The sequence below is a fragment of the Flavobacterium acetivorans genome (genome assembly GCF_020911885.1).
Classification (GTDB): domain Bacteria; phylum Bacteroidota; class Bacteroidia; order Flavobacteriales; family Flavobacteriaceae; genus Flavobacterium; species Flavobacterium acetivorans.
Genome location: NZ_CP087132.1, coordinates 3,520,164 through 3,533,917, shown reverse-complemented (window position 1 = coordinate 3,533,917; position 13,754 = coordinate 3,520,164). Strand labels below are relative to the sequence as shown.

Genomic DNA, 13,754 nt, shown 5'->3' with positions numbered 1-13,754 from the left:
GTGTTTTAAAATTGTATGTTCTAAATTGTGGTATCTGATTTTGGAGTTTTCCTTACTCCATATAAATATAAAGAGTGATTAGTAATTTCAATGTCAAATATTTCTTCAATGGTTTTCTTAATCGTTTGAATTCTAGGATCACAAAACTCAATTACTTCACCGGTATCCGTCATTATAATATGATCGTGTTGCTTGTCAAAATACGATTTTTCATAATGAGCTTGATTTTGCCCAAACTGATGCTTGCGCACTAAATTACAGTCTAACAATAATTCTATTGTATTGTATAAGGTGGCTCTACTGACACGGTAGTTCTTATTTTTCATTTTGATATAAAGATTTTCTATATCAAAATGTTCCTCGCTTTCGTAAATTTCTTGAAGTATAGAGTAACGTTCAGGCGTTTTTCGATGTCCTTTTTGTTCAAGATACATTGTAAAAACATTTTTTACAATTTCTTGGTTTTTGTCGTTATCTGTGGAAATTAGTGTCATATTGGGCAAAGATAATTTTTTATTTTAATAGTTCTCAAGTTTAATACTTATAAGAGGATAATTTTGTGAGTTTTGAAACAATAATTGGATTAAAGTTTAGGGATTAGGTTTTATAAATTCGGGTCACTTTATCTATTCCGTCCACTTTTTTGATATTGTCGATTAGTTTTTTCAAAATGGTGCTGTTTTGAACCACGACCGTCACCTGACCTTTAAAAAGCCCAGCTTCACCGCTCAAGGTTAAGCTTTGGATATTTACATGCATGTTGTTCGAAATCACCTTGGTCAACTCGTTAGTAAGTCCCAAGGAGTCCATTCCAGTGATCGTAAGAATTGCTTTGAATTCCTGTTGGGTCGAATCAATCCATTTGGCTTGCATGATTCGATAAGCATAATTGGACTGCATGGCAATGGCATTAGGACAGTCTTTTTTATGTACTTTAATTCCTTCGTTGATGGTAACAAATCCAAAAACAAGATCTCCGGGAATTGGATTACAGCAAGTTGATAATTTATAATCCAGTTTATCCTGTTCTTTGCCAAAAACAAGCATATCATAGTTACTATTTAATACTTGCTTGTGGATGTCTGTATCAGCAGTTTGGCCTGAGCGTTTAATTTTGCTTTTAAAGAAATTGATTAAAGTATTGCTTTTTTGGGCAGCAAAATCTTTGAGTTGCTGGTTATCTATAGAGCCTATACCAACTCTGTAAAATAAGTCCAAGCTGGTTTTTAATTTGAAAAAGTTAACTAATTCATTGACAACCGATTCGTTTAAGTTAACTTTAAGGTGTTTTAATTTACGCGTTAGCAGTTCTTTTCCGTCTTCTGCAATTTTTTTGGTGTTTTCGTTTAGAACATTTCTGATTTTGTTTTTCGCTCTGGAAGTAGTTACATAATCAAGCCAGTTTATCGTTGGTTTTTGATTTTGGGAAGTGATAATTTCTACCTGATCTCCGCTTTTTAGCTCATAATTCAAAGGCACTAATTTTCCGTTTACCCTTGTTCCTCTGGTTTTGATTCCTATTTCGGAGTGAATACTAAAAGCAAAATCAAGAGAAGTAGCCCCTTTTGGTAAGGATTTAATATCTCCTTTTGGAGTGAAAATATAGATTTCTTTTGAATACAAATTCATTTTGAAATCTTCTACAAAATCAACTGCACTGGTTTCTGAATTTTCAAGGGCTTCTTTGAGTAAATTTAGCCAACGGTCTAGACCAACTTCCTCTGATCCGCCATTTTTATATTTGTAATGTGCTGCATATCCTTTTTCGGCAATTTCATTCATTCGTTCACTTCGCACCTGAACTTCTACCCAGCGTCCTTTTGGTCCCATTACAGTGATGTGTAAGGCTTCGTAACCGGTAGATTTAGGGGATGAAATCCAATCGCGTAACCGACTTGGGCTGGGTCTGTAATGGTCAGTAACGATGGAGTAAATTTTCCAGGCCAAAAACTTTTCGTCATGTGGATTGGATTTGTATACGATGCGAAGGGCAAATTTATCATATACTTCATCAAAACTTACGTTTTGAGCTTTCATTTTTCTTCGAATCGAATAGATCGATTTTGGCCTTCCTTTTATGATATAATCAATGTCTTCCTCATCCAAAGAGGTTTTTATGACGTCAGAAATATCTTTGATGTAAGCATCTTGTTGCTCTTTGGTTTCTTTTATTTTGCTTACAATGCTATTGTAAACTTCGGGTTCAGTATACTTTAAACCTAAGTCTTCCAGTTTATTTTTTATTCTGTATAAACCCAAACGATGTGCCAGTGGAGCATAAATGTATAATGTTTCTGAGGCAATCTTGATTTGTTTGGCATTTTCCATCGAATCCATTGTCTGCATGTTATGCAGTCTGTCAGCTATTTTTATCAGAATTACGCGCACATCATCATTAAGAGTCAATAGCATTTTTCTAAAATTCTCGGCTTGCATAGACACATTCATGTCTTTTTGAACCAAAGAAATTTTGGTTAATCCCTCAACGAGCTGTGCTACTTTAGGATTAAATAAACGTTCGATGTCTTTAACTGTTGTAGGCGTGTCTTCGACTACGTCATGCAATAAGGCGGCGGCTATAGAAGTGGCTCCAAGACCAATTTCTGAAGCAACAATTTTTGCCACGGCAATTGGGTGAAATATATAGGCTTCGCCTGATTTTCTTCGTTGTTCTTTATGGGCTTCTACGGCAACGTCAAAGGCTTTTCGAATGAGTTTTTTGTCTTCGGTAGACAAGGTTTGGTAACTGATTCGCAGTAATTCTTTATATTCCTGAGCGATTGCTTTGTTTTCTTTTTCGATATCTATTTCTGTCATAACTTCAGGGTTCATTTTCTAAAAATAGCGATTAGTTATCATATATGCAAGGAGTAATTATGGCTTCTGATTATAATGGTTTTAGTCACTTTTTATATTAAGATTTCTCTAAATTCAAAATTAAAATCCTCTTTGTCTTTTGGCTTCAAAAATCAAAATTGCAGCGGCTACCGAAACATTCATGCTGTCGATTTCGCCTTGCATGGGAATAATGATGTTTTGTGTGGCGGCATCTCGCCATTGCTGGGTTAAACCTGTGGCTTCTGTACCTACCACCAAAGCGGTTGGAGTAGTGTAGTCTTGGGTGTGATAAGAAGTCGAGTTTTGTAAGGTGGCACAGTAGAAATTTATTTTCCTTTCTTTTAGAAAAGTAATAATTTCAGAGGTAGTTCCCGTTGCAATTTGATTGGTAAATAAACAGCCCACACTTGATCGGACAATATTTGGGTTGAATAAATCGCTTTTTGGATTAGCAATAATTACCGCATCGAGCTTGGCGGCGTCTGCCGTTCTTAATAAAGCACCTATATTTCCTGGTTTTTCAGGAGCTTCGGCAACAAGAATCAAGGGATTATCGGATAATTTTAAATCAGATAATTGCAATGATTTGGTTTTGGCTATGGCCAATATTCCTTCGGTGGTATCGCGATAGGCCAGTTTTTGATAGACTTCTTTGTTGATTTCGATCAATTCGGCATCGTTATAAATTTTTCTTGTCTCAGATTCAGAGCAAATTTCAGCCAAAAACAACATCGTTTCTATTTCATAACCTCCCTTTATGGCTAATGAAATTTCTCGCTTTCCTTCTATCAAAAAGCGGCCAGTTTGTTTGCGATTTTTTGCTTTTTCCTGTAATAATACCAAAGATTTTATGAAAGGATTTTGGATAGAAGTGATTTGTTTCAAGAGATTCTAAAATTTAATTATTATTTATCAAACAAAGATACACAGAGAAAATACAGTTTTTATAAAATTAAAATAGAATATTCGCTAATCTGCGAAAAAGAAGCTGCTTATTTATTTTGTCAGAACTGTTTTACGCAAGTATTTTTCTTTAATTTTGCTTTGATTGTTTTTGATTCAAAAACAGTTTTTCTGCAATCTAAATCCAAAATAAACATGTTTCATTTATTAGACATCATAGGGACAATGGCTTTTGCCATGTCAGGTGCATTAACGGCTATGAATAAAAAATTAGACCCTTTTGGGGTTTTTATCATTGCTTTTGTGACTGCCGTTGGAGGCGGAACATTGCGTGATGTTATGATTGGGAGAACTCCAGTGGGATGGATGCTGGATTTAAAATATGTTTATGTAATAATTGTGGGTTTTTTAATCACTTTATTGTTCAGAAAAAAAATGGATAAATTGCGAACATCTTTATTTTTGTTTGATACCATTGGTTTAGGAGTTTTTACTTTAATAGGTCTTGAAAAGGGGATTAATGTAGGTTTGCATCCTATTATATGTATCGCTATTGGAACTATGACGGCCTGTTTTGGCGGTGTAACAAGAGATATTTTATGTAATGAAATCCCAGTGATTTTTAGAAAAGAAATTTATGCCACTATTTGTATTCTGGGTGGGATTGTGTTTTTTATTTTGAAAAAATTCCATCTCGATGATGATATTTTGTACCTGACCACTTCTTTGGTTATTATTTCGATACGCTTGATGGCGGTCAAATTCAAGTGGTATTTGCCTGCTTTGGGAAATAAATAAAACGGTGCTAAACAAAATATCCTGCTTTTAGTTTAAATAATTCTTAACTAAAAACAGGATATTCGGAATAAGTGCGAAAATATTAAACGGCTCTTTGAACCACTTCGAAAATTTTAGTATCCTCGCATTTCAAGGTTTTCGATGGGAATTTCATCAATAAAGCATAATCATGGGTTGCCATAATGATTGTTTTTCCGTTTGCGTTTATTTGTCTTAAAAGCTCCAGTACTTCGGCGCTGGTTTGTGGATCAAGGTTTCCGGTAGGTTCATCGGCAAGGATAAGTTCCGGGTCGTTAAGCAAAGCTCTGGCAATGGCAACGCGTTGTTGTTCTCCTCCTGATATTTGATGCGGCATCTTATTGGCATATTCTTTCATGCCTACCTTATCGAGCACTTCATCAATTTTACGATCCATTTCATCTTTATCAACCCAACCGGTTGCTTTTAGAACAAAAAGCATATTGTCTTTTATGGTACGGTCTGGTAATAATTTGAAATCTTGGAAAACAATTCCAATTTTTCTTCTCAAAAATGGGATATCATCTTCTTTTAAAGTTCCTAAATCAAAATCTACAACATGGCCTTCTCCTTCGGTTAGTGGTAAGTCGGCATAAAGTGTTTTCATTAAGCTACTTTTTCCTGATCCTGTTTTTCCAATGATGTATAAGAATTCACCGTGGTTTACTTCCAAATTAATTTTAGATAAAATTACTTTATCCTCTTGATAAATGGTTGCGTTTTTTAAAGACAGTACAGCTTGAGACATAGTTACTATTTGTTTATTGGGTAAAAGTAATAAGATAACGCTTGTATTCAAAATAAATTTTAGCAATAAAGAGTATTCCTGTCGAGGATCATTTTAAAAAGAAGGCGTTCTTGCAGTATTAGGGTTTAATTTGTGGTTTTTGGGTTTAAATAGTAATTTTCTTAAAATGTTAAAGTGGCCATGTTTAAAAAAATGTTCATAATAAAAGCGATTTGCAAGCCGTTATAGACCGTAGAATATGATACATTTGAATATTATAAAAATAAAATAAAAATGCGTAAACTTTCCTGGCTCTTCTTTTTACTGATTTTTGTTCAGACTTTAAGCGTTTCGGCACAAAAATCATCGATATACACCCATGACTTAAAGGATTTTAACAAGGCGGTGTCTCTTTTTAAAGACAATCAATACGCTTCGGCTCAAATTATTTTTGATAAAGTAAAATCAGAAACAAAAAATGAGGAGTTGAAATCCGATTGCGCTTATTATGATGCAACTTGTGCTATCCGACTCAATCATCCCAATGCCGATGATTTGATGGAACGCTTTGTTTCAGATTATCCTACAAGTGCTAAGAGCAACCAGGCTTTTATAGAGGTAGCACATTATTATTTTGACCAAGGAAACTATCCGCAAGCTTTGCAATGGTTTCAAAAAGTTGATGAAAGCCAACTTAGTTCTGCAGATCGCGATAAATTTAATTTCCAAAAAGGATATGCTTTTTTTAGTTCTAAGAATAAAAAAGAAGCTACGACCTACTTAAATAAAGTGGTGAATTCAAAAGAATACGGTTCACAAGCCAAATATTATTTGGGTTTTATGGCTTATGAAGGTGATGATTATAAGGAAGCTACTAAATATTTTGATGAAGTTTCCGGCGAAGAAAAATACAAAGAAAAGCTTTCGTATTATCAGGCCGATATGAATTTTAAGTTGGGGAATTTCCAAAAAGCAATTGAATTAGGCGAGAAAGCCATGGCAAAATCAAATGCTTTAGAAAAATCAGAGTTGAATAAAATTATTGGTGAAAGCTATTTCAATTTAAAAAAGTACGATCAGGCAATTCCATATTTGGCGGCTTACAAAGGAAAAAAAGGAAAATGGAACAATACTGATTTTTACCAGTTGGGCTATGCTTATTACAAGCAAAATGATTTTGAAAACGCCATTTCTCAATTCAATAAAATTGTGAGCGGGAAAGATTTCGTTGCTCAAAATGCCTATTATCATTTAGGAGAAAGTTATTTGAATTTAGATAAAAAACAAGAAGCCTTGAATGCGTTTAAAAATGCATCCGAGATGGCGTTTGATCCCGCAATACAAGAGGATGCCAGCTTGAATTATGCGAAATTGAGTTATGAATTGGGAAATTCGTATCAAAGTGTTCCTTCTGTTTTGTTAGGATTTATAAAAAAATACCCAAACAACTCCAGCCGTTCAGTCATAGAAAAATTGCTTATTGACTCTTATATTTCTTCAAAGAATTACAAAGAAGCTTTGGTTTTATTGGAAAAAAATAAAAGTGGGGAGAATAAATTGGCCTATCAAAAAGTTACTTTTTACAGAGGTTTAGAACTGTATGTAGACAGGGATTATCAAGAGGCTGCAAAAATGTTCAAAAAATCTATTGAAGGACAAATAGATGCCGAGTTTACTGCCAGAGCCACTTTCTGGAAAGGAGAAACTGAGTATGTATTGGACGATTATAAAAATGCATTGTTGAGTTTCAAGCAATTCTCGGGATTGCCTCGTGCTGCTTCAACACCAGAGTATAAAAACAGCAATTACAATACCGCTTATGCTTATTTTAAGCTGAAAGAATATGAGCAGGCTGCAACGCATTTCCAGGCTCAGATTGATAAGGTAAAAGACGATAAAGTACGATTGAATGATTCCTATTTGCGATTAGGAGATTGTCAATTTGTGAGTTCTAAGTACTGGCCAGCTATGGATGCTTATAATAAAGTGATTGAATTTAAAGGTCTTGATGCGGATTATGCTTTTTATCAAAAAGCAATTTGTTATGGGTTTGTTTCTAAGAATGATCGAAAAATAGAAGAACTGAATTCTTTCTTGCAATTGTATCCTAAATCAAATTTGAGAGATGATGCGATGTATGAATTAGCCGGAACTTATGTGGCCAGCGGCAAGCAGGATTTAGCATTGAAAACCTATGACCGTTTAATCAATGAGTTCAAAAACGGATCTTATACTGCTAAAGCGGTTTTGCGTCAAGGATTGATTTATTATAATTCAGATCGAAATGCTGAAGCTTTGACTAAATTTAAAAAAGTAGCGGCCGATTTTCCTAAAACTCCCGAAGCGCTGGAAGCGGTTTCGACAGCGAGATTGATTTATGTTGACGGTGGAAGGGTAGATGAATATGCAACTTGGGTAAGAACATTAGACTTTGTTGCAGTTACGGATGTTGATTTGGATAATGATACCTATGAATCGGCTTTGAAACAATTTGAGCAAAACAACAATAAGCAGGCGATCTCCGGTTTTACCGCTTATATTTCTAGTTTTCCAAGAGGAATTCATTCGTTAAATGCTAATTTCTATTTAGCCCAAGCTTATTTTTCCGAAGGGCAAAAAGACAAATCAATACCTAATTATGAGTATGTGATTAAAGAGCCTAGAAGTGAGTTTACAGAACAATCTTTGGCAAGATTGTCTCAGGTTTTCTTAGATAATAACGAAAAAGCGAAAGCAATTCCAGTATTAACTCGTTTAGAAAATGAAGCTGATTTTCCTCAAAATAAAATCTTTGCACAATCTAATTTGATGAAATGCTATTATGACCAAAAAGATTATTCTAACTCGGTTATCTATGCCGATAAGGTTTTGAATAATCCAAAAACAGATGATAATGTACGAAGTGATGCCCAAATTATTATCGCTCGTTCAGCCGTACATACAGGTGATGAAGCCAAAGCCAGAGCAGGTTATGCCAAGTTGTTGAGCATTGCCAAAGGAGAGTTGGCAGCAGAAGCTTTGTATTATGATGCTTATTTTAAAAACAAAGACGGGAAATTTGAGGCTTCAAATGTAGTGGTTCAAAAACTGGCTAAAAATTATTCGGCTTACCGTTATTTTGGTGCAAAAGGATTGGTTTTGATGGCTAAAAACTTTTATGGATTGAAAGACAGTTTTCAGGCGACTTACATTTTAGACAATGTTATTCAGAATTTTACTGATTTTCCTGATGTTGTTTCAGAAGCGCAAACGGAATTGGATCGCATCAATGCTGAAGAATCTAAAACCAATTCGTCAATATCTAAATAAAAGTAAAGAAAATAGAATACAGATACAGAGATGTAACGGTATTAAATTAACATAAAAATTATCCTTGTTACAACGCCTTCTCCTTTGAAGAGGGTTGGGAAGAGGAAAAAAATATAAAAAACATGAAATTCAATTTCCAAAATAAAATTAGTATTGTGCTGTTGTTAATGGTTTTTCAGCTTTCTTTTGCCCAAAAGAAGGATGAGAATATTGGTTCAGAGGTGGTTAATGTGGTGAAACCTTATACGGCAACACTTTCGGACGCTTTCAAAGTGCCGGAAGCACCCGTTCTGGATGATGCCGGAAATGCCAAGAAAGAAACGATTAAGTATTCGATTTTCTCTTTTCCTGTTGCCTCCACTTTTACACCTTCTAAAGGAAAAGCCGAAGGAGTGGATAAAACAAAACAAGCCCGTTTGTATGATAATTATGCTACTTTAGGATTTGGGAATTACAGAACTCTTAATGCAGAATTATTTGTGAATCATCAATTGAATAATAACGATTATGTAGGCGGGATGTTTCGCCATCTTTCTTCGCAAGGTGGAATAAGCGGAGTGGAGCTTGATGATCGTTTTTATGATACTTCGGTCGATTTGACTTATGGTTCTAATTATAAGGATATGTCCTGGAATATTGATTTAGGCTATCAAAATCAGATTTATAACTGGTATGGATTACCGGAAGGTTTTGGAAATACATTAATGCCTTCTGGGAGAGCAGATTTGTTAAACGGAATCGATCCTCAACATAGTTATACTACTTTTTCTTTAGGTAGTAAGATTAGTTTTAAAGAAGGGTTTTTTAATGAGGCTGCGGCTAAATTCAGCCATTTTACGGATAATTTTGGTTCTGCCGAAAATAGATTTTTCATCAAACCTTCTTTGCAGTTTGATGTGATGGAGGAAGCTGTCAAAACAAACATTATTGTTGATTATGTAGGCGGGAGTTTTGAAAAGAACTACATGAATAATGCGCAACTGTTAAAATACGGTTATACTAATTTGGGTGTTTCGCCTAGTTTTGTGATGCAACAGGATGATTGGACATTAAATTTAGGAGCATCAGTATTTTATAGTATTGATACTGAAAATAGCAACAATAAATTTTTTGTGTATCCAAATATTAATGCTTCGTATAAGGTAGTGGGCGATTTGATGATTTTTTATGCCGGAGCCGAAGGAAGTTTGGAACAAAACTCTTATCTGGATTTTGTTGACGGAAATTCATTTTTATCACCAACTTTAAATATTGCTCCTACAGACAAGCAATATGATGTTTTTGCAGGATTGAAAGGAAAATTAGCGAATAATGTGAGTTATAATATTCGTGGTTCGTATAGAAATGAAAGAAATAAAGCATTGTATAAGAGCAATGATTATAGTGAAGACATTACAAACGAAGATTATGCTTTTGGAAATTCAATGCAAGTTGTTTATGATGATATGAGAACTTTGAGTTTTTCGGGAGATTTAAAAGCAGATTTTTCGGACAATGTGACTTTTGGAGTAAGCGGAACTTTTAATAGTTTTACCAATGACTTTCAGGCTGAAGCTTGGAATTTACCAACGGTGAAACTGAACTCGAATATTGATTTTAATATTACTGAAAAATGGTATGCAGGAGCGGCGGTTTTCTATGTTGGCGATCGCAAGGATATCAAAACGAACACGAATATTGTAGCTAATTATTCAGCAACAACTCTAGATAGTTATTTTGATGTAAATGCTCATTTAGGGTATAAATACAGCGACAGATTGACTGGTTTCTTGAGAGCCAATAATATTACCAATCAGGCGTATCAAAAATGGTTGAATTATCCGGTTCAGGGTTTCCAAATTGTAGTTGGTGCCAATTATAAGTTTGATTTTTAAAATAAAAATTTAACCGCAAAGAACACAAAGATTCATGCTAAGTTCGCTAAGTTTTATTTTTATAATTCTTTGCGCTACCTGTGAAATCGTTGTGTTTTTTGCGGTAAAAAATAAGTAAATTTAGGATGCTTTATTTGATAAAAGGAATAGCAACACGCATTTTATCCCAACCTAAATTAAGAATTACCCCATTGTCAGATTTGGTAAAAACCATTGAAAAAGCTTCCAGATAATCGTCGGCGGTAGTTACCGGAACAGTCAAACGCGCTACATCTTTCTCTGATTTATAAGTATAGGCTCCCCAAACGTTTCGATCTTTGTTGATGATAACAGTCCATTCTTTTTCCCCTGGGATAGTATACAAGGTATAAGTGCCTGCCTTTATTTTGGTTTTACCAAGATACAGATCAGTAAAAAAGCTTATTTCTACAGCTTCATTGGCTCCGGTTCTCCAAACTTTTCCATTTGGGGCTAATTCGTTAAGACTACGTCCTTTTAGTTGAGGTCGGCTATAGATTACTCTTACCGTTTTATTAGCGTCTTTATAATCATTAGGGAACCAAGCCGCATCCAAAGGGCTTTTGTCAAGATCAGGGAATTTTTGTGCATTTGCATTAGCAGATAAAAGCATCACAAGGGCACAGACTGCTGTGGCAAGAAGTGTCGATTTTTTCATAGTTTTTATTTTTTAGTTTAAGAGGTTAAAAATATAGATTGCTTTTTTGTAAAGTTAAAAATTCCTGTTAAAGTTTCATAAGAAAGTCTAAAGGGATTCTGAGAAAAGGCTCTGGCTTTGGAATAATAGCCTAACTTTGGACGCTTTTATGGACAAGAAGAGGTTTTCTGTTTTTGTAAAAGCTGCCGGTTTTGTTCTCATTATATAGTTAAAAATAAAAAATATGACTTTCAAACAAAAAATATATCAGTACTATTTGCAATTGGTTCAAGACAGAATAGACGTTTTCAGAGATATGATTACGGCTTTGACCGAAGATTCTAAAAATGATGCCAAAGGTTCTGCTGGTGATAAGCATGAAACTGCTTTGTCGATGATGCATCTGGAGCAGGAAAAACTCAATACTAAGCTGAGTGAAGTGCTTGCTCAAAAAGCTGTTTTAGATAAAATTGATTCTAATGCAATCGCTGAAACCATTATTGTTGGGAGCTTGGTGAAGGCTAATGGAATTTATCTGTATCTCAGTTTAGCATTGCCAAAAATAAATATCGACGGAATTAATGTTATTGCTTTGTCTCCACAATCTCCGCTGGGAGCTCATTTAATGGGGAATAAAGTAGGTTTTAGCTTTGAAATTAATACTACAAAATATACCATCGAGGAAATAGCATAGTCTTTCTGTAGCTTATTTGCTTTGCGTTTTTGTTAAAAATTAAAATTTTGAACTTTTGCAACGCATTTAAAATCATTCAAATTACATATTTGGTGTAAAAATCAATTTTAGGTTCATATATGTAATCATATATTGTTTTTGTGTTTTGTTTTTATAACTGATAACGCACCTTTGCCTTATCAAAATAAATAAAAACATTTAAAATATATAGTTATGTGCGGAATAGTATGTGCCTTTGATTTAAAACAGAACGCTGAAACTTTAAGACCACAGGTGTTAGAGATGTCTAAAATTATTCGTCATCGCGGACCAGATTGGAGTGGGATTTTCAGCAATGATAAAGCTATTTTGTCACATGAAAGATTGGCTATTGTTGACCCGGCTTCGGGCAAGCAACCATTATTTAGCGAAGACGGTAAATTAGTTTTGGCTGCCAATGGTGAGATATACAACCACAGAGAGTTGCGCAAGCAATTTGAAGGAAAATATAACTTTCAGACAGAAAGTGACTGCGAGGTTATTTTGGCACTTTATAAAGAAAAAGGCCCTCATTTTATCGATGAAATGAATGGAATCTTCGGTTTTGCCATTTATGATGTAGATAAAGACGAGTATTTTGTAGCACGTGACCACATGGGAATTATTCCCTTGTACATTGGATGGGATCAACATGGAACTTTTTATGTAGCTTCAGAATTGAAAGCTTTGGAAGGCTATTGTACTAAAATTCAATTGTTTCCTCCAGGACATTATATGACTAGTAAAGATGGAGAGTTTGTACAATGGTACAAAAGAGAGTGGACAGAGTATGATGCTGTAAAAGATAACGAAACCAGTATTTCAGATATTAAAGTTGCGCTAGAAGCGGCTGTTCATAGACAATTGATGAGTGATGTGCCTTACGGAGTATTGCTTTCAGGAGGCTTAGATTCTTCTATTACTTCGGCTGTGGCCAAAAAATACGCTCAAAAACGCATTGAATCAGATGATACTACAGATGCTTGGTATCCACAATTGCATTCATTTTCAGTAGGATTAGAAGGTTCTCCGGATTTAGCAGCTGCTCGTAAAGTTGCGGATCATATTGGTACAATTCACCATGAAATTAAATTTACTATCCAGGAAGGTTTAGATGCGGTGAAAGATGTTATATACAACTTAGAAACCTATGACGTGACTACAGTTCGAGCTTCGACTCCAATGTGGTTGATGGCAAGAGTGATTAAGTCAATGGGAATTAAAATGGTATTGTCAGGGGAAGGCGCCGATGAATTATTTGGAGGTTATTTGTATTTCCATAAAGCACCAAATGCACAGGAATTCCATGAAGAAACCGTACGTAAGTTGAGTAAATTACACATGTATGACTGTTTGCGCGCTAACAAAAGTTTAGCGGCTTGGGGTATTGAAGGACGTGTTCCGTTTTTGGACAAAGAATTCATGGATGTGGCGATGAGAGTGAATCCGAAAGATAAAATGATTACCAGTGAACGTAAAATGGAGAAATGGGTCGTTCGTAAGGCTTTTGAAGATATGCTACCAGAGAGTGTTGCTTGGAGACAAAAAGAACAATTTAGTGATGGTGTTGGATACAGTTGGATTGATACTTTAAAAGAAGTAGTTGCAGAAGCAGTTTCTGACGAACAATTGGCCAATGCAAAATATAAATTTCCATTACAAACCCCAACATCTAAAGAAGAATATTACTATCGTTCCATCTTTACAGAGCATTTCCCTAGCGATGCAGCGGCTTTATGTGTGCCACAAGAAGCCAGTGTGGCTTGTAGTACTAAGATTGCTTTAGAGTGGGATGAAGCATTCAAAAACATGAATGATCCATCAGGAAGAGCTGTGGCAAACGTGCATGATGATGCTTATGCAAAAGCATAGTTAATTAAAATAAAAAACGCTCTCAATTTTGAGGGCGTTTTTTTATGT

At 34.9% G+C, this 13,754-nt stretch carries 10 protein-coding genes; 5 read left to right on the top strand and 5 right to left on the bottom strand.

Annotated features, from left to right (window positions below):
* Positions 1-20: 20 nt before the first annotated feature.
* The 3 genes from LNP19_RS15225 to LNP19_RS15215 all read right to left on the bottom strand — a co-directional run bounded on the left by LNP19_RS15225 (position 21) and on the right by LNP19_RS15215 (position 3,723).
* Entirely contained in the window at positions 21-494 is a 474-nt protein-coding gene (locus tag LNP19_RS15225; protein ID WP_072938880.1) for a Fur family transcriptional regulator, read from the bottom strand.
* Positions 495-597: 103 nt separating this feature from the next.
* The gene (locus tag LNP19_RS15220) at positions 598-2,817 is read right to left on the bottom strand and encodes a RelA/SpoT family protein (protein ID WP_230062744.1); all 2,220 of its coding nucleotides are present in this window, start codon (positions 2,815-2,817) and stop codon (positions 598-600) included.
* 120 nt (positions 2,818-2,937) lie between these two features.
* Complete coding sequence (locus tag LNP19_RS15215; protein WP_230062743.1) at positions 2,938-3,723, bottom strand: TrmH family RNA methyltransferase; 786 nt, start codon at positions 3,721-3,723, stop codon at positions 2,938-2,940.
* Between the two features lie 213 nt (positions 3,724-3,936).
* Between LNP19_RS15215 and LNP19_RS15210 the strand changes: the two genes are divergently transcribed.
* Entirely contained in the window at positions 3,937-4,539 is a 603-nt protein-coding gene (locus tag LNP19_RS15210) for a trimeric intracellular cation channel family protein (protein ID WP_230062742.1), read from the top strand.
* 82 nt (positions 4,540-4,621) lie between these two features.
* Here LNP19_RS15210 and LNP19_RS15205 read toward each other — a convergent pair whose 3' ends face one another.
* Positions 4,622-5,305 (bottom strand): cell division ATP-binding protein FtsE, encoded by a 684-nt coding sequence (locus tag LNP19_RS15205; RefSeq protein WP_230062741.1) that lies wholly within the window; start codon positions 5,303-5,305, stop codon positions 4,622-4,624.
* Positions 5,306-5,578: 273 nt separating this feature from the next.
* On the opposite strand from LNP19_RS15205, the gene LNP19_RS15200 reads away from it, so the two are divergent.
* Both LNP19_RS15200 and LNP19_RS15195 read left to right on the top strand, forming a co-directional pair.
* The gene (locus LNP19_RS15200) at positions 5,579-8,593 is read left to right on the top strand and encodes a tetratricopeptide repeat protein (protein WP_230062740.1); all 3,015 of its coding nucleotides are present in this window, start codon (positions 5,579-5,581) and stop codon (positions 8,591-8,593) included.
* A 122-nt stretch (positions 8,594-8,715) separates the two neighbouring features.
* Positions 8,716-10,467 carry a porin family protein gene (locus tag LNP19_RS15195; RefSeq protein WP_230062739.1) on the top strand — a complete coding sequence of 584 codons (1,752 nt, stop codon included), beginning with the start codon at positions 8,716-8,718 and terminating at the stop codon, positions 10,465-10,467.
* Between the two features lie 130 nt (positions 10,468-10,597).
* Here LNP19_RS15195 and LNP19_RS15190 read toward each other — a convergent pair whose 3' ends face one another.
* The gene (locus LNP19_RS15190) at positions 10,598-11,143 is read right to left on the bottom strand and encodes a DUF2911 domain-containing protein (RefSeq protein ID WP_230062738.1); all 546 of its coding nucleotides are present in this window, start codon (positions 11,141-11,143) and stop codon (positions 10,598-10,600) included.
* A gap of 223 nt (positions 11,144-11,366) precedes the next feature.
* On the opposite strand from LNP19_RS15190, the gene LNP19_RS15185 reads away from it, so the two are divergent.
* Both LNP19_RS15185 and asnB read left to right on the top strand, forming a co-directional pair.
* Positions 11,367-11,816, top strand: a complete 450-nt coding sequence (locus LNP19_RS15185; RefSeq protein WP_230062737.1) for a GreA/GreB family elongation factor — start codon at positions 11,367-11,369, stop codon at positions 11,814-11,816.
* Between the two features lie 213 nt (positions 11,817-12,029).
* Entirely contained in the window at positions 12,030-13,706 is a 1,677-nt protein-coding gene (gene asnB, locus LNP19_RS15180; protein ID WP_230062736.1) for an asparagine synthase B, read from the top strand.
* Positions 13,707-13,754: the final 48 nt, after the last annotated feature.

What these genes read in the sequence shown, in the direction of transcription:
- LNP19_RS15225 (WP_072938880.1), bottom strand. Translation starts at nt 494, where the DNA reads ATGACACTAATTTCCACAGATAACGACAAAAACCAAGAAATTGTAAAA.
- LNP19_RS15220 (WP_230062744.1), bottom strand. Translation starts at nt 2,817, where the DNA reads ATGACAGAAATAGATATCGAAAAAGAAAACAAAGCAATCGCTCAGGAA.
- LNP19_RS15210 (WP_230062742.1), top strand. Translation starts at nt 3,937, where the DNA reads ATGTTTCATTTATTAGACATCATAGGGACAATGGCTTTTGCCATGTCA.
- LNP19_RS15205 (WP_230062741.1), bottom strand. Translation starts at nt 5,305, where the DNA reads ATGTCTCAAGCTGTACTGTCTTTAAAAAACGCAACCATTTATCAAGAG.
- LNP19_RS15200 (WP_230062740.1), top strand. Translation starts at nt 5,579, where the DNA reads ATGCGTAAACTTTCCTGGCTCTTCTTTTTACTGATTTTTGTTCAGACT.
- LNP19_RS15195 (WP_230062739.1), top strand. Translation starts at nt 8,716, where the DNA reads ATGAAATTCAATTTCCAAAATAAAATTAGTATTGTGCTGTTGTTAATG.
- LNP19_RS15190 (WP_230062738.1), bottom strand. Translation starts at nt 11,143, where the DNA reads ATGAAAAAATCGACACTTCTTGCCACAGCAGTCTGTGCCCTTGTGATG.
- LNP19_RS15185 (WP_230062737.1), top strand. Translation starts at nt 11,367, where the DNA reads ATGACTTTCAAACAAAAAATATATCAGTACTATTTGCAATTGGTTCAA.
- asnB (WP_230062736.1), top strand. Translation starts at nt 12,030, where the DNA reads ATGTGCGGAATAGTATGTGCCTTTGATTTAAAACAGAACGCTGAAACT.